Raw genomic sequence first — 17,875 nt, forward strand, 5'->3', positions numbered from 1 at the left:
TCCGCGATGCTTTTGTCCGATTTTTGTGCCGAATTGTCTGTCTGGACTCGACGCTCGACCCGACCGGACTCGCTATTTCTCCGGCAACTCGTGGTGCCCGCCGAAGGCCTGACGCATGGCCGAAAGCGTCTTGTCCGCGTACAGCGATTCGCCCCGCGAGGAGAATCGCGCGAACAGCGACGCCGCGAGGACGGGCGCGGGGACTCCGGTGTCGATCGCGGCGTCGAGGGTCCACCGGCCCTCACCCGAATCCGAGACCCGGCCGTCGAACGAATCGAGGTTCGGATCGGCGTAGAGGGCGCCCGCGGTCAGGTCCAGCAACCATGAGGCGACTACCGAGCCGCGCCGCCACACCTCGGTGACCTCGGGGATGTCGATCGCGTACCGGTAGTACTCGGGATGCTCGAGCGGCGTCTCCTCGGCGGAGAACCGAGCGTCGTGGTCCGCGCCGATATTCGCCTTGTGCAGGATGTTCAGCCCCTCGGCATAGGCCTGCATGGCGCCGTACTCGATGCCGTTGTGCACCATTTTCACGAAGTGGCCCGCGCCGGCCGGGCCGCAGTGCAGGTAGCCGTGCTCGGCCGCGGACGGTTCCCCGGTGCGTCCCGGTGTCCGCTCCGCGGCCTCGACACCGGGAGCGATGGATTTCAGGAGTGGGTCGAGATACTTCACCTGTTCGGCCTCGCCGCCGATCATCAGGCAGAAGCCGCGCTCGAGCCCGAAGACGCCGCCCGAGGTGCCGATGTCCACGTAGTGAATTCCTTTGGGCCGCAACTGCTCGGCGCGGACGAGGTCCTCGTGGTAGCGGCTGTTGCCGCCGTCGATGATGATGTCGCCCGGTTCGAGCGCCTCGGCCAGTTGATCGATGACCGCACCGGTGGCGCCTGCGGGAATCATCACCCAGACCACGCGCGGTGTCTGCAACTTGCCGACGAAGTCCGCCAGCTCGGTGGCGCCCTGGAATTTCTCAGTGCCCAGCTCGGCGGTCAGTTCGTCGATGCGCTTGGGCCTGCGTTCGTAGCCGACGGCGGTGTGCCCGTCCCTGACGATGCGGCGCACGATATTGCCGCCCATCCGGCCTAGACCGATCATTCCCAGCTGCATACTCATCCATCTCCCTCGTGTATTCGAGCCCTGATAGCGAGAGTTCTGGTCGATTGTCCCGCGCCAGTCGGCCGCGGTCGCGGTCGGCGGGTGTAACACCTTGTTCGCGGCGGCGATATTCCAATCGGCTCCGCGTAGTTGCCAGACCCCCGACCCGGCAACTGCGCGGGGCCTCTCCATGTGCCGCGCGGGCATTTTTGCGCAAGGTTTGCTGCGGATCTGTGCTCTGCGGACGATGCCGGTAGCGGCCACTATGGTGGGCGGAGACTCGCAACCGTGCGAGGTCCCTTTTCATCTCGAGCGGGGAGGACGGTTCGTGACGAGCGAATCGAGCACCGGGCGTGACGGTCACGGCAGATACGAAGGCGGCGAAGTCGGACTGCGCCAGCTCCTCGAATCGACCCGTTCTCCGTTACCGGACCCGCCCACCGGCGGGGGGCAAGACTCGATGCCCACCCAACCCCTTCGGGCGACCGCCAGGGTGCAGCCGTCCCCTGGCCCGCCGGTCAGCGAGGCCGCGACTGAGCGCTGGTCTCGGCGGCAGGAACCGCAGCCGCACCCCGAGGGGAGTGGTTCACCGAAGGCTCCCCTCGTCAAGAAGATCGGCATCGGGATCGGCGCCTTCATCGCGCTGACCGGATTCGTGTACGTGGCGGACCTGCTGTTGTCGGCTGGGGAAGTGCCGCGCGGCGTCGAGATCGCCGGCGTCAGCGTCGGCGGCCTCGAGACCGGCACGGCGGACACCAAGCTGCGCGCGGTGCTCGGCCCGCGTTCCGGGCACGAACTGCCGGTGCAGATCGCCGATATGCAGACCAAGCTGCTGCCGAGCGCCGCGGGGCTGGAAGTGGACTGGGCGACCACCTGGGAACGCGTCGGCTCGCAGCCACTGAATCCGGTCACCCGGCTGGCATCGCTGTTCACCACCCGTGCGGTGCCGATCGCCAGTGTGGTCGACAACTCGGCGATGGATCGTCAGCTCGCCGCCCTGCGGGTGCATGACAGGCCGACGGTGGAAGGCACCATCAGATTCGACGGCGGGAGACCGGTAGCTGTGCCGCCGGTGCCAGGACGGGTGCTCGACGGTCCCGCGGCCCGCGCAGCGCTGATCGACAATTGGATCTACGGCGCGCTGATCGATCTGCCGGAGACGGCCGCCCCCATGACCGTGCGTCCGGAAGCGGTCGATCGGGCATTGCACGAGGTCGCGGAGCCCGCGGTGCGCGCGCCGATCACCTTCGCGGGCAAGGGTGCGGCGGCCAAGCTGGAGCCGGAGCAGATCGCGTCCATCGTGTCGTTCACGCCCGATGGCAATGGCGGACTCGCCGCCACCTTCAACCAGGAGATCGCGACCGGTCTGCTGGCGCCCCAGCTGGCTCCCTCCGAGGTGGAGGCGAAGGACGCGACCTTCAGTCTGGCCGGTAGCGCGGCGAAGGTTGTTCCCGCGATCGTCGGCGACAAGATCAACTGGCCGAAGACGCTCGAGCAGCTGCCGAATCTCGTTGTGCTGCCGCAGGAACGAACCGCCCAGGCCATCTACGACAAGGTCGAGCCCAAGCTCACCACCGAGGCCGCGCAGGGCCTCGGCGTCACCGACGTCATGGGTCAATTCACCACCAACGGCTTCAGCGGTCCCTCGGGGGTGAATATCCGGGTGGTAGCGCGGAAGGTGAACGGCGCCATCGTCAAACCTGGAGATACGTTCTCGCTCAACGACTTCACCGGCCCGCGCGGCACGGCCGAGGGCTATGTCGAATCCGGCATCATCGATCACGGTCGACCGAGCACCGCCGTCGGCGGTGGGATCAGCCAATTCGCGACCACCCTCTACAACGCCTCCTACTTCGCGGGCCTCGAGGACGCGGGCCACACCGAGCACAGCTACTACATCTCGCGCTACCCCGCCGCGCGCGAGGCCACCGTCTTCGACGGCGCCATCGACCTGCGCTTCCGCAACAACACCCCCAACGGCGTGTACATCGAGACCCTCACCACCGACGCCGATGTCACGGTCCGGCTCTGGGGTACCAAGACCGTCGATGTCGAGTCCACCACCGGCGAACGCACCAAGCCGACCGAACCCAACACCGTCACCCTGCCGAAGGGCAAGGACTGCATCGCCTCCGAGGGCGCCCCCGGGTTCACCGTGTCCGATACTCGCGTCATCACCGATCGCAAAACCGGCCGGGAAGTCTCGCGTGCGACTCGGACCGTGAAGTACGACCCGATCCCTATCGTCAAGTGCGAGTAGGCCGGGCTCAGCGCGTCGGCGCCGGGGAACCTGCGGAGGACGACTTGATCCCGCCTACCCTCCCGGACGCGATCTGAGATTGCGGGCTGCGGCGCTACCCGTACAGTTCCGGAGGCGGGCTGTACGGGAATGGCCTGGATTACCGAGCGCGTTGGGTGCTCGGATCGAGCGGATAATAGCGAATCACCGCATCATCTCCGCGAGCCCGGAAATGTTACAGGTAAATTCTGTGAAATACTTCTCAACATAACTTGTGGGTAGCTGGGTACACCACAGTTCTATGGGCATGTCTCCCGGTTCCCTCGAGATTCGCCCAATTGGGACATCGCACAAGGTCTTTGGTGTGATCTCGGCGTGTGCCCGATGCTGTGCGCCCTATCGTGCCAGCTGCAGCGTCACCAGCCGTTTTGGCGGCGGCGGAGTTCGCGGGGGTGGGTGCGGTGCGGGGCCGCCCGGCCGCTGGGTTCGAGCCCGATTATCCGTGGATTTCATTTCGAATGACTCGCAACGGTGCGGCAACTTCTGTCCGGTGGAGGGATCGCGCATTTGCTCGCTGGCAGTTGAAGCCTTGTGATAGAACATCTTTCGTTGATAACAAACGTGTTATCGGCGAGAGATATTTCTAGGGGTAGATGTTCAATGAGCAAGCTTCGCGTGTTCGGTGTGGTCTTTATCGCTGCTGCTGCTGTGATCGGCGCGGGCTCTGGCCTGGCGTCCGCAACTGTCGACCAGGGCGTCGTCCTGCAGGAAATCGGCACCATCGCCCCGGGTGAGCCCACCCCGGGTGGCACCGGCTCGGCGGCGCTGCTTCCGGAACTTCTCAAGGCGCTGGCGTCCGGCTCGGCGGCTACCAAGCCCCCCACGACCCCGTAATTAGCGAAACCGAATTGCCCCGCCTCGCACGAGGCGGGGTATTTTGGTTTTTGCCCTCGATACCTGTTGCTGTGCAAAGGTTCTCGAGCGCCCTGTGGCTTAATCGGCGAGGGCCGGTTCGCATTATCACGAGCCGCGAGAGGGAGGCCAGTATTTCTGCCACTACTGATTATTTGTGCCGACGGCGAGTAGCGTCGCCGCACAGCGAACCTCCAGGTCGTGTGGGGAACTGGTAACCATCAGTTTGCATGGTGTTCATTATCACGACCCCGATCGAAAATCTACCGTGATAGAAATGCGCAGTCGATCGCACACGCGGTCGGATGAGGCTTAAGGAAGAAGAGTTTTCATGCGCAAGATTCGTCTGTTCGGTGCCGCCGTTGCCGCTGCCGGTATCGTCCTCGCTGGTTCGGGTATCGCCGCGGCCGAGACCCCCGCCCCCGTCCCGGCTCCCACCGGCTCGGGCAACCTCGCCGCCGGCATCGTGAAGCTGCTGGCGACCGGTTCGGGTGGCGTCAAGCCGCTGCCGACCGCCGCCACGGCAGGCTGATAAGCGCTCGATTGCGCGTCGATCCACAAGCGGCCCGGAGAAATCCGGGCCGCTTGTGTTGTCTGGCCACCCGTCACAATGGAGTTCGCAGCAGGATCACGTTGTACTGGTTGTGCACGGTCAGCATGAAGTAGAGGTCCGGCCCGGTCTGGTACGGAAAGATCATGGGTGCGTAGGCAGTCGGCAATGACGGCCCGCTGACGAGAACCTGCGGTTCGCCCCATGGGCCCTGTGGAGCCGACGCGGTGCGCATGACAACGGAATTGGCCGGGTCGGTGGTGAGCATGACGAACTTGCCGAGGTAGTTGTTCCACATCACCGACAGCTCGGCGACCTCGCCGACGATCGGCGCCGCGGTCTTCGCGTCGCCGGGCTGCCATGCGCCGCCGTCCCAATACTCATAGCCGTCGATATTCGCGATATCGGCTTCCTTTGTCCTGGAGACGAATCCGGGGTTGTCGCGGCCTCCGGGTGTGCCATAGCGGTAGATATATCCCGCGTCCTTCATGAAGGCGTTCTGCTGAAACTTCTCGTGGCCGTCCACATTCGCCCGCCGGGTGTTGGTCAGCTGGGCCCAGGTCTGCCCGCCGTCACCGGAGGCCGCGAGGGTGGTGAAGTTGGTGGCCCACTTGCCGTGGTCGCCCCATTCGCGCACCGACATCATGCTCATGAACTGCACGCCGCCCACCGAGATGCCCGCGGTCGGGATAAAGCTGATCTCGATGCCGGGAATCTTCGGACTCGGCAGGGGATTGGGCACCACGCTGTCGAAGATGATGCCGTTCGCCGGGTCCTTGGTGGTGCTGCGGAACAGGACGTTGCTGTTCCAGGCCCAGACGCTGCCCGCGAGCAGGTTGGGCACGCCGAGCCCGGCGCTGTCGCCGAAGGCGGTGATCATCCGGCCGCCGCCGTCGTCCCACATGATGCCGAGATCGGTGCCGAGCACGTTGACGTTCTGGGTGTGATTGGGGCTGTCGATCCCGGTCACCTGGAAGATCGCCTGGGCCGGACCCGGTAGCCGCGGTAGTCCGCGCGGCTGGCCGTTGAGCCCGGGAATCGGATTGACATTGTTCGGATCAGCGCAGGCCGGTCCGGCGAACGCGACGACGAATGCGGCGGTGAGTACGCCGATTCTGGCAAGGGCGGGCAGCGAGCGGTTCATCCAAACGGTCCCTTCGTCGGCACACGCGCGGCTTGCCCGATCATTGTGCACCGCTTTTCGCGGCCGATGTCCGGCGGCCGGTGTTATGCCGAGTGGTTCGTGACGGTCTTGTCAGCCGCACCGTGCTGCCGACCTATCCGCCACAGGTCGAATACGCGCTGACCGAGCGCGGCCAGAGCCTGTCGGTCCCGATCTTCGGGCTGGTCGCATGGTCACGCGATAACCACGACGCAATCCTGCGCTCGCAGGCCGAATTCGACGCCGAGCACGCAGACCGAATCGACTAGCGCACGCACTGAAAAGCACAGCGGCCCGGAGAGTCTCCGGGCCGCTGTGCTGTGTTCAGTGTGTGATAGCAGTCAGCTACCGCATCAGAACGCCGCTTCGTCGATTTCCATGATGTCGTTGTCCAGGTTCGACAGGATGGCGCGGGTGGCGGTCAGCTCCGGAAGCACGTTGCGGGCGAAGAACTGCGCGACGCCGACCTTGCCGGTGTAGAACGCCTCGTCGGAGCCGGTGGCGCCATTGTCGAGAGCCTTGATGGCGACCTCGGCGTGACGCAGCAGCTGCCAGCCGATGAGCAGGTCACCGACGGAGAGCAGGAAGCGCACCGAGCCGAGACCGACCTTGTAGAGCTCCTTCGGGTCGGCCTGCGCGCCCATCAGGTGGCCGGTGAGCGTGGCGGCCATGGCCTGCACGTCCTCCAGCGCGGTGGCCAGCAGCTTGCGCTCGGCCTTCAGGCGACCGTTGCCTGCCTCCGACTCGATGAACTTCTGCACCTGGCCCGCCACATGGGCCAGCGCGACGCCGCGGTCACGGGCGATCTTGCGGAAGAAGAAGTCCTGCGCCTGGATGGCGGTGGTGCCCTCGTACAGCGAGTCGATCTTCGCGTCGCGGATGTACTGCTCGATCGGGTAGTCCTGCAGGAAGCCGGAGCCACCGAAGGTCTGCAGCGATTCGGTCAGGTACTGGTAGGCCCGCTCGGAACCGACACCCTTGACGATCGGCAGCAGCAGATCGTTGACGCGGAAGGCCACGTCCTCGTCGGCACCGGAAACCAGCTGCGCGATATCGGCATCCTGGTGTGCGGCGGTGTAGAGGTAGATGGCGCGCAGGCCTTCGGCGTATGCCTTCTGCAGGGCCAGCGAACGACGCACGTCCGGGTGGTGGGTGATGGTGACGCGGGGAGCGGCCTTGTCGGTCATCTGGGTCAGGTCGGAGCCCTGGACGCGCTGCTTGGCGTAGTCGAGCGCATTCAGGTAGCCGGTCGAGAGGGTCGCGATGGCCTTGGTGCCCACCATCATGCGAGCGTTCTCGATGACGTCGAACATCTGCGCGATGCCGTTGTGCACCTCGCCGACCAGCCAGCCCTTGGCGGGGATGCCGTGGCCGCCGAAGGTGACCTCACAGGTGGCCGAGACCTTGATGCCCATCTTGTGCTCGACATTGGTGACGAAGGCACCGTTGCGGTCGCCGATGGTCTCGGTCTCGAAGTCGAAGTGGAACTTCGGCACGTAGAACAGCGAAAGACCCTTGGTGCCCGGCCCTGCGCCCTCGGGGCGGGCCAGCACCAGGTGCATGATGTTCTCGAACAGGTCGTCGGAGTCACCCGAGGTGATGAAGCGCTTGACGCCCTCGATGTGCCAGGTGCCGTCTTCCTGCTTGATCGCCTTGGTGCGGCCGGCGCCGACGTCGGAGCCGGCATCCGGCTCGGTCAGCACCATGGTGGCGCCCCAGTTGCGGTCGGCGATGATCTGAGCCCACTTCTTCTGCTCATCGGTGCCGTTGTTGTAGAAGACCTGCGCGAAGCCCGCGCCCGCCGCGTACATCTGGGCAGGCGGGTTGGCGCCGAGGATCATTTCGCCCAGCGCCCAGGTGACGGCGCTCGGCGCGCCGAGGCCGCCCAGCTCCTCACGGACGCCGACCTTGGCCCAGCCCGCGTCTTCGAGCGCGCGGTAGGACTTCTTGAAGGACTCGGGGAGAGTGACGGCGTGGGTTTCGGGGTCGAAGGTCGGCGGGTTGCGGTCACCGTCGACGAACGAGTCGGCCAGCGGACCCTCAGCCAGGCGACGCACCTCGTTGAGCATCTCCTTGACGGTCTCGGAGTCGAGATCGCCGTATGCTTCGCCATCGAGGAGCGCACCGAGGCCGAGTACCTCGAAGAGGTTGAACTCCAGGTCGCGGACGTTGCTCTTGTAGTGGCCCATGTCTGTCTACTCACTCTCCGTTGAGTTGGTGCGGTCGGTTGCTTGCCGTTCCCGCCCGTTGTCGCCACCGGGTAGCCATCCGGGTTTCCGCATGCTACTCGCGGGTAACTTATGAAACATATTACCGGCCGGTAATGGGGAGGCAAAGGCTCGAGCGGGCAATGTGACGCGAAAAACACTGGAAGGCGTTGCCGCGCCGCCGCGGCTCGAGTAAGAGGGAGGTTGCCGACCTGGCTCGACTGCCGAGCGAAGGCCCTGTTGCGCTCACTATTTCCTGGTTGCTGGAGCGCTACCGTTGGGTGTGCGAATCGAGACGAGCGCAGGGCCTGCCGAGATCGAGCTCGACAAGCCGCGAACGCCTGCCTTCCTGCTGCTGCTCACGCACGGTTCCGGGGGTGGCGTCGACGCGAAAGACCTGATCGCGGTGCGCGATCGTGCGCTCGAGCTCGGCGGTGCGGTGGCCAGAGTCGTGCAGCCCTATCGGGTCGCGGGACGACGTGCGCCGGGCTCGGCGGTGAAGCAGGACGAAGCCTGGCTCGAGATCGTCGCGGGCCTGCGTAAAAAGGTAAAGAAGGTCCCGCTGATCCAGGGTGGTCGCAGCAATGGCGCCCGGGTGGCCTGCCGCACCGCGATCGCCGCAGAGGCAAGCGGGGTGATCGCACTGTCCTTTCCGCTGCATCCCCCGGGAAAGCCGGAGAACACCCGCGTCGAGGAGCTGCGATCGACCGGTGATATCGAGGTGGTGGTGATCAACGGCGCGCGCGACCCGTTCGGCGTGCCCGCCGCCGCCGACGCGACACAGGTGGAAACCATTGCCGGGCAACCGCATTCGTTCCGCAGCGGCTTCGCCGAGATCGCCGACATCGTGACGCCGCCGCTGCGGCGCTGGGCCGGACTCGCACTCCGATAACCGCTGCTTCTAGTTCTGAGCAGAGCTATCTGTTGGACTTCTGATTTGGCTCGGTGACGCTGAAAAGTGCTCGGGTCGATGTCGTCTGCTGATCCGGGTCATGCGCACCGACCGTGTCTTGGGGCTCGAGGTGACCAGCGGAACGGGCATGCTCGGCGCGACTCAGGCGGGTCTCTGGTCACTCGGCGGTCTGGGATTCCAGTGCTTGCTGGTCAGGTACTGCTGCCGATCTGGTCGCGACGACCAGGGCATCGATGGCATCGCGGTCTTCGGTGGGGCGCAGGATGCGCTCGGCGATGCGGACCTGGATGTGTTCGGATTTCGGGCCGAGGTCGGCGACGATGTCTTCGGGGGTGAAGAGGACCGACGAGTCCTGCGGGCCGCCGTAGCCGTCGGTGACATTGGTGGCGTCGTGCCCGAGGATCAGCAGGGTGCCCTCGGGGGCGAGCAGATCCGCGCAGCGACGGACCAGGGTGCGGCGCTGCTCGTCGGGCAGGTGCAGGAAGACCATCAGGACCAGCTCGTACGGGCCGGTGATACCCGCCGCGTCGAGGTCGGTGACATCGGCGCACTGCCAGGTGATGCGGCCGCGTACGGAGCGCGACAAGCGGGTCGCGACGGTGCGGCCCTTGTCGACCCCCACCTGTGAATAGTCGACCGCGTGCACCTGCCAGCCGTGCGTGGCCAGCCACAATGCGTTTCGACCCTCGCCGCAGGCGAGGTCGAGGGCGCGCGGCAGCGCAGGCACATCGCCGTCCGGGGTGTCGGACTGTAGCGGTGTGCGCCGCTCCAGCCCGTAGACGTGCTCGACCACCGTGCTGTTCGGCGGTGCGCCCCAGACCAATTCACCTTGCGCATACCGCGCGTCCCAATCGGCCGCCTCCATACCCGTCAGTCTATGGACAGGCCAGGGCCGCCTCGCAGCGCCGCGTCCGATCCGGACATGGAGTCATCGGACCACCCGGGCCGACGCGCGGGCCGTGGTCACAACGTGGTGCGCATCAGAACCACGTTGTACTGGCTGTGGACCGTCGTGAGGAAGTACAGGTCACGACCGGTCTGGTACGGGAAAATCGACGGCGCGTACGCGGTCGGCAGTTCCCTGGTGTCGATCAACACCTCGGGATCGCTCCACGGACCCGTCGGTGACGGCGCGCGACGCATCACCACCGAATTGAACGGATCGGTGGTCAGCGCGACGTACTGGCCGAGGTACTGGTTGTACATGACCGACAGCTCGCCGACGCCGAACATGATCGGCGCGGCCGCGTTGACGTCGTCCTTCTTCCAGCGCTCGCCGTCCCAGTACTCGTATTCGGCGAGGTTGGCGATGTCGTTGTCCCGCACGCGGGCGACGAACGCCGCACGGTTGCGCCCGGAGCGGGTGCCGTATTCGTAGACGTACCCGCCGTCTTTCAGGAAGGCGTTCATCTGGAAGTTGGCGTCGGCCCCTTCGTTGGGCCTGCGGGTCTGCGGCAGCTCGGCCCACGTCTCGCCATTGTCGCCGGAGGCGGCGAGGCCGGAGAAGCTCGTCGTCCACTGCCCGACGTCATCCCAGCTCTGCACCGACATGAGGCTCATGTACTGGACACCATTGACCGCGATGCCCGCGGTGGGGATGCGGCTGATCTCGATGAACGGAATCTTGGGGCTGGGGATAAGGTCGCGCGCCTGCCCGAATACATCCCGCACGACACTGTCGAAGAATATGCCGTTGGCCGGGTCCTGAGTATGGCTTCGCACAAGAATATTGCTGCGCCACGCCCACATGCTACCGGCGAGCAAATTCGGGAAACCGAGTCCGGCGGTGTCGCCGAACGCGGTCAGCATTTCGCCGCTTCCGTTGTCCCACATGATGCCGAGATCAGTGCCGAGCACGTTGTAGGTCTGGGTGTTGTTCGGGCTGGCCATGCCCGTCACCTGGAAAACCGCCTTGGTCCGACCGGCCAGATTGGGCAGTCCATTTGTGCCGTTGAGCACGGGAAACGGGTTGATCGCGTTGGGGTTCGCCGAGGCTGGGGTAGTCGCGGTGAGGAGCAAGGCCGTGGCACCCGCCAGCGCGGACAGCAGGATGGATCCGGTTTTGGTCAAAGTCTTTGAGCCCTCCGGTCTCTCGCCGAAGCATGCTCGATACACCGACCCCCGTCGTGTGTTTCCAGGCACATTTCGACTGGCTGGCAAATCGTTGGAAATGCTAACAGCCAATCCCGGGCAATTGGTGGGCTTGGGTCACTAATCGGTGACAGTCAACGATTACTTCGGTGGGTTTTCGGCCCGGGACGTCGCCTTTCGCACGATCAGCGGCAGCTGAATGGCCCGCTCGATCGCGAAGGTACGGCGCACGGAAGCCTCCCAGGACCGATCGAACAGTCGCTTGGCTCCCGCGACAGCGTGCGGGGAGCGGTTCGCGATGCGTTCGGCGAGCTTTTCCGCGGTCGCGACCGGGTCCGTGGTGACCTCGGTGATCAGGCCGATGCGCTCGGCATAGGCGGCGTCGACGATGTCGGCGGTCATGGTCAGCAGCAGCGCCTTGTCGATGCCGATCAGGCGCGACAGCGTCGCGGCGCCGGTCATGTCCGGCACCAGGCCGTGCTTGGCTTCCATCACCGAGAATTCCGCGTCCGGCGTGGCGAATCGGAAGTCCGCGGCCAGTGCGATCTGCAGGCCGCCGCCGTAGCAGCGACCATGTACCGCCGCGATCACCGGGACCTGGAGTCGACGCCACGCCCAGCAGGCTTCCTGGAAGGTGTTGGTGCCGCGCCAGGGCAGTGGGATGAAGCCGCGCACGACGGCCAGTGGGTCGCTGGTGGCCTCGGCGACGTCGAGGCCGCTGCTGAAGCTCGGGCCGTTGCCGGACAGGATGACCGCCCGCAGGCCTTTGAGGTCGGCGATGGTGCGTGCGGTCTCGGCAAGCCCACGCAGCATCTCGAGGGTGAGGCCGTTGTGCTTGTCGGGTCGGTCCAGCGTGACGTAGGCGCGGTCGCCGTCCAACCGCAGCGCGATGTTAGTGCCCATTCCCGAATCTTACCCGTGAGTCAGTTCGCGCCTTCGGCCATTGCCCGTCGGGGCGGCACCTGTTCTAATCGAAACTGTAGTTACCGTCAATGCTGACGGTAACTGGAGCGTGAAGCGGAGGAACACATGCTGCCAGCGGGAATGGACCCCCGAACGCCGGTGCTCGTCGGCGCCGGGCAGATCGTGCACCGGCCGGGCGAGCCGGGACTGCCCGGACCTGTCGAACTCGCCGCCGAATCCCTGCGTCGCGCGGGATCCGACAGCGGCGCCGGCAACCGACTGCTCCGCGCGGCCGACCTGATCGCCACGGCGGCGCCGGTCAGTCGTCCCTATCCGGACTTCGGCGCACTCGTCGCCGCCGAACTCGGCGCGGCCCCGAAGCGGACGGTGCAGTCCGCGCGGTTCGGCGGTGACGCACCGCTACGGCTGCTCAACACCGTCGCGCAGGCGATCGCCGATGGGAAGTCCGACGTCGCGCTGCTCACCGGAGCGGAGGCGGTCGCATCCTGGAACGCCGCGACCCGCGGCGGCGGCACGCTCGAGTGGCCCGAGCAGCCGCAAGCGGCGCGACCGACCGACGTCATCGGCTCCGAGCGCGGACCCAACACCGACATGGAGACCGCGGCAGGGCTGTGGGGCCCGGTGTATTTCTACGCGCTGATGGAAACCGCCCTGCGCGGACGCCTCGGCCTGAGCGAACAGGAGTATCGGGAGCGGATCGGCGGGCTGTGGTCGCGGCTGTCCGGGGTGGCGGCGCGAAACCCGTATGCCTGGCAGCCCATCGAGCATTCGATCGCTGAGTTGGTGACGCCGAGTCCGGCCAACCGGCTGGTGTCGACCCCGTACCCGAAGCTGCTCGTCGCGAATCTGTCCGTGGATCAGGGCGCCGGTCTGATCGTGTGCAGCGCCGCCGCCGCCGACGCGGCGGGTGTCCCGCACGACCGGTGGGTCTTCCCGCACGGTGGCGCGACGGCCACCGATGAATGGTTCGTCTCCGAGCGCGCGGATCTGGCCGCCTCGCCGGCCATCGCCGCTGCCGGGCAGGCCGCATTGGCGGCCGCGGGCGTCGCCATCGACGATGTGGCCTACCTCGACCTGTATTCCTGCTTCCCGGTCGCCGTGCAGGTTGCGGCCGAGGCGCTCGGACTGCCGATCGACGATCCCGCCCGGCCGCTCTCGGTCACCGGCGGACTCACCTTCGGCGGCGGGCCGGGCAACAACTACACCACCCATGCCCTCGCGACGCTGGTCGGCCTGCTGCGCGAGGACTCCGGGTCCTATGGTCTGGCAACCGCTCTGGGCTGGTACATCACCAAACACGGTGTCGGCGTGTACTCGGCGCGGCCGCCCGCCCGACTATTTCGGGCCGTCGAGGCGGAAGTGCCTGTCGCACGGCGTGATACGGTGCCCGGCTACACCGGGCCCGCCATCGTCGAGTCCTACACCGTCGCTTATCGCAAGGGCAGCGGGCCCGACCGCGCCGATGAGCCGGAGGCCGTGGTGATCAGCGCGCTCAACCCGGACGGCGCACGCATACTGGTGCGGGTGTCCGATACCGAGACCATCGCGGCGTTCACCGACGGCGATCCGCTCGGCGTCGCCGTCGACATCGCGGCCGCACACCAGCTCACCCTGCTCACCGAGAGGACAGCCCGATGACCGACCTGATCCTTGTCGAACGGCGCGACGCCGTCACGCTGCTGACCGTCAACCGTCCCGAGGCCCGCAACGCCATCAACCTGGCCACCGCACAGGCCATCGAGGCCGCCGTCGACGAGTTCGAGGCCGACGACTCCGCCCGCGTGCTTGTGCTCACCGGTGCGGGCGGAACGTTCAGCGCCGGAATGGACCTCGTCGCGGCCGCCAAGGGCGAGATGCCGATGACACAGCGCCGCGGCCCGCTCGGCATCGCCGCGAAACCACCTGTCAAACCGATGATTTCGGCGGTCGAGGGGTTCGCGCTCGCCGGTGGTTTCGAGTTGGCGCTCTCCGGTGATCTGATCGTCGCGGCGCGCGACGCGCAGTTCGGCATTCCGGAGGTGAAGCGCGGTCTTGTCGCCGCGGGCGGCGGAGTGCTGCGCCTGACACAGCGCTTGCCGCGGCCGATGGCCGCCGAGCTCGCGTTGACCGGCGGCCGGATCGGCGCCGAGCGGCTCTACCAGCTCGGGCTGGTCAACCGGGTCACCGAACCCGGTGGCGCGCTGGAAGGTGCGCTGGCGTTGGCAGCGGACATTGTCGCGGCCGCACCGCTCTCGGTCGCCGCGAGCAAGCGGATCATCGACGAGTCGCCGGACTGGAGCGTCGCGGAGGGTTTCGCCAAGCAGGGCGAAATCGCTTTGCCCGCGCTGTTTTCCAAGGATGCCGCCGAGGGCGCACTCGCTTTCGCGCAGAAGCGTGAACCGCAGTGGCAGGGACGCTGACGTCATGACCGAACGCGTCCGGGAGACGCAGGCGCAGCGCAGGGCACGCATGCGCACCCGCCTCCTGGACGCGGCGGTGGAGAGCCTGGTCGCGGTCGGCTACGCGGGCACGACCACACTCGAAGTGCAGAAGCGGGCCGGTGTCCCGCGCGGTACGCTGCAGCACTATTTTCCGACAAGGGCGGATCTGCTCGCGGGTGCCGTCGAACATGTCGCCGAACGTCGATTCCTCCAGCTGACAAGGGAATTCGAGGCGATACCCGCCGAATCCGATCGGCTGGAGACGGCAGTCGAGCTGACCATGCGGATGCTCAGCGGCCCGACCTTCCTGGCCGCGCTGGAAATGTGGGTCGGCGCCCGCACCGACCCGGAACTGCTCGCGGCCTTCCTGCCGCTGGAGCACCGCCTGTTCGATCTGATGCACAACAGCATTCGCGACCTCTTCCGCGCGGAGTTCCCCGACGATCCCCGGGTGCCGACGATCACCGAATTCACCATCGAGATCATGACCGGTCTCGCGCTGCGCGCGCTGTTGACCGGTGATCTCGATCGGAACCGAATCATCCAGCACCGCTGGCGAAACGCGGTGCGCATCCTGCTGGGCACGGCGGAGCCGAGCACCCTTACCGCACCACGGTCGGACCGATAGGGCGCTACGGGCAACCGGCGATCGTGTCCCGCAGCACCTTCGCGCAGGCGGCCGGGTCGTCGTAGAACGGGGTATGCCCGCTGCCGTGCAGGGTGACGTGCCCGGCGTTCGGCAACGCCGCGCGGGCGCGGCGGCTCTGCGTGGCATAGGTCAGCAGGATGTCGCGATTGCCCCACGCTATGGTGACGGGAATGTCTGTGAGACTGCCGATTTCGTGTAGCTCCGCCGCGGCGAACGAGGTGAGCGCGTCGTCGAAGGCGGGGGCGTTGACCGCACCGCCCGCGGTGTCGATGGCGATCTGAGTGGAGACCGCCCACGGCTTGCCGAAGACGAGGCCGAGAAAGGCGGTCCGGCCCGCGGCGGTCCCGAGGATCCTCGGCAACGCGGATCCGAGCGGGCCCGCCAGCGCCTTGGACTTGCCGAGTGACTGCTGGCACCAGACGCGGCCCGCGGTCTCCCAGAATCCGATCGGTGAGAAGGCGGTCACCGATCGAGCGAGCCCGCGCGCGCCGAGGTTCAGCGTGATGAGCCCGCCCATCGAGTTGCCCGCGAGGTGCGGCCGATGGATGGCTTCGGCGGCGAGGAAATCGGCGAGCGCATCGGTGAGCGTGTCGACGGTGGTGTGCGCCAGCGGCGCGGAACCGGCGAACCCGGGCAGGTCGACGGCGATGACGTCGAAAGATTCGGCGAGGCTGTCGATGATCGGTTCCCACACCTGCCACCTGCTGCCGATCCCGTGCACGAGGACCAGCGGTTCGCCGGCGCCGACCCGGTGGTGATTCAGCGTCGTCATCCTCGTGATCCCCAGTTCTTCGCGATCGGCCGAATGAGATCACACTAACAGCAGTCACCAGCCATCAGTTTGGATCGATATCGCTGCGCCTGCTGCCGACCCTCCGCCCTTGCACCGCGACGCGAAGCACCGGCCACGACCATCCGAGCTGATTACCGACAAAGATCCTCGACGGCCTAGTACGGGCTGCGCCGGGCATCCGCCGATGACATCTAGACGGCGGCCGGTATCTCTGGCGGTGGCCGCGGCAAGAAAGACCTCAGCCCGAGTCGTGCTCGCGTGCGCTGACCGCGAAGGCGACACCCCGTCCCTGGCCGTCGAGGTCGACGAACTGGTCGAATAGGCAGAGACCTCTCGCATCGACATGTCAGCGCCCCTTGATGACGAGCCGAAACGGGCTCGGATCGGTACGATAAAAGGTATGGCAACGCGTAAGGTCACCCTTTCGCTGGACGAGGCCGCCTGGTCGTTCGCCGAACAGGCCGCGGCCAGAGCCGGTATGTCGCCCTCGGCGTGGATATCGAAGGCAGCGCGCCGCGAGGCCGTGCGTACGGGAGTCGGTCCGATGCTGGATGTGACGGCCGATGCCGCGGCGGACGAGGCGGAGCTGGCCGCCGCCGAGGAGGCGATGCGTGCGCAGGGGTGAACTGTGGACCTACTATCCCCATGGTTCGCCGCCGCGGCGCCGCACCGTCGTGCTCATCAGCAGTGATGGCATCAACGAGTCGACGAGGCAGTGGCTGATCGCCGCCGAGATACTCGATCAGGATCCGCAGGACATCCTCGCGGTGCCGGTATCACGGCACGGGTGGGTGCACGCGGGCAATATCGGTCGCATCTACCGTGGCTGGCTCGCCGAGCGAGTCGATGAAATGGAAACCGAAGAGCTCGAACGGCTGGACACCGCATTGCGGGCGGCCATGGATCTGTGACTGCTTCCCCGGGCCGGGAACTTCGGCTCGGGCGGCCACCGGGGCCTCGGTGCGGCATTATCGTTGCGGCGCCTACGAAGTGGCCGCCCTAATGAAGCTTACTGAGAAGAGGAGTCAGGTGCGGATTTTCCTGATCGCCGCGGCCGCTGTCGCGCTGCCGATGCTGGCGGCGTGCGGTAACGACACGGACGCGGCGCCGACCGCGATAACCCAGGCAGATCTCTCGAAGTCGCTGCAGGACAAGGGACTGCAGGACCCGAAGCTCGCCGAATGCGCGGCGAAGCTCTATGTGGAGCAGGGTATTTCGCAGGAGGGCCTGCGCAAGATGACAGGCAGCGAATACGACACCAAGGTTGTCGACCCGACAACCCTCGGTATGAGCAAGGAAGACGCCGACAAGGCCCGCCAGGCCACCAGCAAAATCGTCAGCGAGTGCCTCGCGCAGCACTGACCCGATCATGAGTCGAGCCGGTGCGCGGATCAGAGGATGACGACGAGTTCGATGCGCGTCGGGGATCCGGCCGAGAGCTGCTCGGCGATCCGCACCGGCTTCTTCACCGGAAGCACGTAGGTGGCCCGGGACTTAGCCGGGAACAGCGAGGTCGACCAACGGCTACCGCCGATGGTCACCTCCACCTTCACCGCTCCGAACCCACCGGCCCGGTGCGAATACCTCTCCTCGATCTCATCGGCGATGCTCTCGGGCAGGTCCACGAAATGCCACGACCCTTGCCCACCGTGTTCCCACACCTCCGCCGTGAACGAGTACCGCGCTACAGCCACCGCGTGACTGTAGCGAGCGGCGCCGACATCTGGCCGACCGATGGTTGGGCCCGGTACGCGCCCGCGTTCTGTTGCCGACCCGAGAAGTGAACCCAGTCCTTACGACGAGGGCGGGAAATTATTCGAAAAGCCCTGTTCTGCACTCTGCGCCCATACCGATAGCGGAGAACGTCTCAAAACCAGCGATCGACTTGTTAGTGCACAGGATGGCTCCGATCGCAGGTGGCGG

At 66.4% G+C, this 17,875-nt stretch carries 19 protein-coding genes; 11 read left to right on the forward strand and 8 right to left on the reverse strand.

What is annotated here, in order from left to right; all coding sequences use genetic code 11:
• Positions 1-72: 72 nt before the first annotated feature.
• Positions 73-1,104 (reverse strand): phosphogluconate dehydrogenase (NAD(+)-dependent, decarboxylating), encoded by a 1,032-nt coding sequence (gene gnd / locus ACFU4Z_RS04115; protein ID WP_379060331.1) that lies wholly within the window; start codon positions 1,102-1,104, stop codon positions 73-75.
• A gap of 448 nt (positions 1,105-1,552) precedes the next feature.
• Between gnd and ACFU4Z_RS04120 the strand changes: the two genes are divergently transcribed.
• The 3 genes from ACFU4Z_RS04120 (at position 1,553) to ACFU4Z_RS04130 (ending at position 4,775) form a co-directional block, all read left to right on the forward strand.
• On the forward strand, positions 1,553-3,352 hold the full coding sequence (locus ACFU4Z_RS04120; RefSeq protein WP_379059589.1) for a VanW family protein: 1,800 nt from the start codon (positions 1,553-1,555) through the stop codon (positions 3,350-3,352).
• Between the two features lie 639 nt (positions 3,353-3,991).
• A complete protein-coding gene (locus ACFU4Z_RS04125) occupies positions 3,992-4,225 on the forward strand; it encodes a hypothetical protein (protein WP_379059591.1) in 234 nt (77 codons plus the stop codon).
• Positions 4,226-4,574: 349 nt separating this feature from the next.
• On the forward strand, positions 4,575-4,775 hold the full coding sequence (locus ACFU4Z_RS04130) for a hypothetical protein (protein WP_379059592.1): 201 nt from the start codon (positions 4,575-4,577) through the stop codon (positions 4,773-4,775).
• Between the two features lie 73 nt (positions 4,776-4,848).
• Here the strand turns inward: ACFU4Z_RS04130 and ACFU4Z_RS04135 are convergent, their stop codons facing one another.
• Positions 4,849-5,937, reverse strand: a complete 1,089-nt coding sequence (locus ACFU4Z_RS04135; protein ID WP_379059593.1) for a DUF4185 domain-containing protein — start codon at positions 5,935-5,937, stop codon at positions 4,849-4,851.
• Positions 5,938-6,029: 92 nt separating this feature from the next.
• Here ACFU4Z_RS04135 and ACFU4Z_RS04140 point away from each other — a divergent pair, with 92 nt between their 5' ends.
• Positions 6,030-6,224 (forward strand): winged helix-turn-helix transcriptional regulator, encoded by a 195-nt coding sequence (locus tag ACFU4Z_RS04140; RefSeq protein ID WP_379059594.1) that lies wholly within the window; start codon positions 6,030-6,032, stop codon positions 6,222-6,224.
• Positions 6,225-6,308: 84 nt separating this feature from the next.
• Here ACFU4Z_RS04140 and ACFU4Z_RS04145 read toward each other — a convergent pair whose 3' ends face one another.
• On the reverse strand, positions 6,309-8,144 hold the full coding sequence (locus ACFU4Z_RS04145; RefSeq protein ID WP_379059595.1) for an acyl-CoA dehydrogenase: 1,836 nt from the start codon (positions 8,142-8,144) through the stop codon (positions 6,309-6,311).
• 301 nt (positions 8,145-8,445) lie between these two features.
• Between ACFU4Z_RS04145 and ACFU4Z_RS04150 the strand changes: the two genes are divergently transcribed.
• Positions 8,446-9,054 (forward strand): alpha/beta family hydrolase, encoded by a 609-nt coding sequence (locus ACFU4Z_RS04150; RefSeq protein WP_379059597.1) that lies wholly within the window; start codon positions 8,446-8,448, stop codon positions 9,052-9,054.
• A gap of 178 nt (positions 9,055-9,232) precedes the next feature.
• Here the strand turns inward: ACFU4Z_RS04150 and ACFU4Z_RS04155 are convergent, their stop codons facing one another.
• The 3 genes from ACFU4Z_RS04155 to ACFU4Z_RS04165 all read right to left on the reverse strand — a co-directional run bounded on the left by ACFU4Z_RS04155 (position 9,233) and on the right by ACFU4Z_RS04165 (position 12,057).
• Positions 9,233-9,940, reverse strand: coding sequence for a class I SAM-dependent methyltransferase (locus ACFU4Z_RS04155; RefSeq protein ID WP_379059599.1), 708 nt, complete (start codon positions 9,938-9,940; stop codon positions 9,233-9,235).
• Positions 9,941-10,038: 98 nt separating this feature from the next.
• Positions 10,039-11,145, reverse strand: coding sequence for a DUF4185 domain-containing protein (locus ACFU4Z_RS04160; protein WP_379059600.1), 1,107 nt, complete (start codon positions 11,143-11,145; stop codon positions 10,039-10,041).
• A gap of 162 nt (positions 11,146-11,307) precedes the next feature.
• Complete coding sequence (locus ACFU4Z_RS04165) at positions 11,308-12,057, reverse strand: crotonase/enoyl-CoA hydratase family protein (protein ID WP_379060332.1); 750 nt, start codon at positions 12,055-12,057, stop codon at positions 11,308-11,310.
• A 138-nt stretch (positions 12,058-12,195) separates the two neighbouring features.
• Here ACFU4Z_RS04165 and ACFU4Z_RS04170 point away from each other — a divergent pair, with 138 nt between their 5' ends.
• From ACFU4Z_RS04170 to ACFU4Z_RS04180, 3 genes are read left to right on the forward strand one after another with little or no spacing between them, the layout of a single operon-like run.
• Positions 12,196-13,728: an acetyl-CoA acetyltransferase gene (locus tag ACFU4Z_RS04170; protein ID WP_379059601.1), complete on the forward strand. Its 1,533-nt coding sequence runs from the start codon at positions 12,196-12,198 to the stop codon at positions 13,726-13,728.
• On the forward strand, positions 13,725-14,489 hold the full coding sequence (locus ACFU4Z_RS04175; protein ID WP_379059603.1) for a crotonase/enoyl-CoA hydratase family protein: 765 nt from the start codon (positions 13,725-13,727) through the stop codon (positions 14,487-14,489). Before ACFU4Z_RS04170 ends, ACFU4Z_RS04175 begins: the two co-directional genes overlap by 4 nt.
• A gap of 4 nt (positions 14,490-14,493) precedes the next feature.
• Entirely contained in the window at positions 14,494-15,138 is a 645-nt protein-coding gene (locus ACFU4Z_RS04180) for a TetR/AcrR family transcriptional regulator (protein ID WP_379059604.1), read from the forward strand.
• A 4-nt stretch (positions 15,139-15,142) separates the two neighbouring features.
• Here ACFU4Z_RS04180 and ACFU4Z_RS04185 read toward each other — a convergent pair whose 3' ends face one another.
• On the reverse strand, positions 15,143-15,931 hold the full coding sequence (locus tag ACFU4Z_RS04185) for an alpha/beta fold hydrolase (protein WP_379059605.1): 789 nt from the start codon (positions 15,929-15,931) through the stop codon (positions 15,143-15,145).
• A gap of 421 nt (positions 15,932-16,352) precedes the next feature.
• Between ACFU4Z_RS04185 and ACFU4Z_RS04190 the strand changes: the two genes are divergently transcribed.
• The 3 genes from ACFU4Z_RS04190 to ACFU4Z_RS04200 all read left to right on the forward strand — a co-directional run bounded on the left by ACFU4Z_RS04190 (position 16,353) and on the right by ACFU4Z_RS04200 (position 17,314).
• Complete coding sequence (locus ACFU4Z_RS04190; RefSeq protein WP_379059606.1) at positions 16,353-16,577, forward strand: hypothetical protein; 225 nt, start codon at positions 16,353-16,355, stop codon at positions 16,575-16,577.
• On the forward strand, positions 16,564-16,863 hold the full coding sequence (locus ACFU4Z_RS04195; protein WP_379059607.1) for a hypothetical protein: 300 nt from the start codon (positions 16,564-16,566) through the stop codon (positions 16,861-16,863). The genes ACFU4Z_RS04190 and ACFU4Z_RS04195 overlap by 14 nt, the downstream gene beginning before the upstream one ends.
• A gap of 118 nt (positions 16,864-16,981) precedes the next feature.
• The gene (locus tag ACFU4Z_RS04200) at positions 16,982-17,314 is read left to right on the forward strand and encodes a hypothetical protein (RefSeq protein ID WP_379059608.1); all 333 of its coding nucleotides are present in this window, start codon (positions 16,982-16,984) and stop codon (positions 17,312-17,314) included.
• Positions 17,315-17,343: 29 nt separating this feature from the next.
• Here the strand turns inward: ACFU4Z_RS04200 and ACFU4Z_RS04205 are convergent, their stop codons facing one another.
• Entirely contained in the window at positions 17,344-17,646 is a 303-nt protein-coding gene (locus tag ACFU4Z_RS04205; protein WP_379059609.1) for a DUF1905 domain-containing protein, read from the reverse strand.
• Positions 17,647-17,875: the final 229 nt, after the last annotated feature.

The organism is Nocardia sp. NPDC057440, from assembly GCF_042802915.1.
Classification (GTDB): domain Bacteria; phylum Actinomycetota; class Actinomycetes; order Mycobacteriales; family Mycobacteriaceae; genus Nocardia.

Bases quoted from the DNA above. Each gene is read 5' to 3' on its own strand.
- gnd (WP_379060331.1), bottom strand. From the start codon at position 1,104: ATGCAGCTGGGAATGATCGGTCTAGGCCGGATGGGCGGCAATATCGTG.
- ACFU4Z_RS04120 (WP_379059589.1), top strand. From the start codon at position 1,553: ATGCCCACCCAACCCCTTCGGGCGACCGCCAGGGTGCAGCCGTCCCCT.
- ACFU4Z_RS04125 (WP_379059591.1), top strand. From the start codon at position 3,992: ATGAGCAAGCTTCGCGTGTTCGGTGTGGTCTTTATCGCTGCTGCTGCT.
- ACFU4Z_RS04130 (WP_379059592.1), top strand. From the start codon at position 4,575: ATGCGCAAGATTCGTCTGTTCGGTGCCGCCGTTGCCGCTGCCGGTATC.
- ACFU4Z_RS04135 (WP_379059593.1), bottom strand. From the start codon at position 5,937: ATGAACCGCTCGCTGCCCGCCCTTGCCAGAATCGGCGTACTCACCGCC.
- ACFU4Z_RS04145 (WP_379059595.1), bottom strand. From the start codon at position 8,144: ATGGGCCACTACAAGAGCAACGTCCGCGACCTGGAGTTCAACCTCTTC.
- ACFU4Z_RS04155 (WP_379059599.1), bottom strand. From the start codon at position 9,940: ATGGAGGCGGCCGATTGGGACGCGCGGTATGCGCAAGGTGAATTGGTC.
- ACFU4Z_RS04170 (WP_379059601.1), top strand. From the start codon at position 12,196: ATGCTGCCAGCGGGAATGGACCCCCGAACGCCGGTGCTCGTCGGCGCC.
- ACFU4Z_RS04175 (WP_379059603.1), top strand. From the start codon at position 13,725: ATGACCGACCTGATCCTTGTCGAACGGCGCGACGCCGTCACGCTGCTG.
- ACFU4Z_RS04180 (WP_379059604.1), top strand. From the start codon at position 14,494: ATGACCGAACGCGTCCGGGAGACGCAGGCGCAGCGCAGGGCACGCATG.
- ACFU4Z_RS04185 (WP_379059605.1), bottom strand. From the start codon at position 15,931: ATGACGACGCTGAATCACCACCGGGTCGGCGCCGGCGAACCGCTGGTC.
- ACFU4Z_RS04190 (WP_379059606.1), top strand. From the start codon at position 16,353: ATGGCAACGCGTAAGGTCACCCTTTCGCTGGACGAGGCCGCCTGGTCG.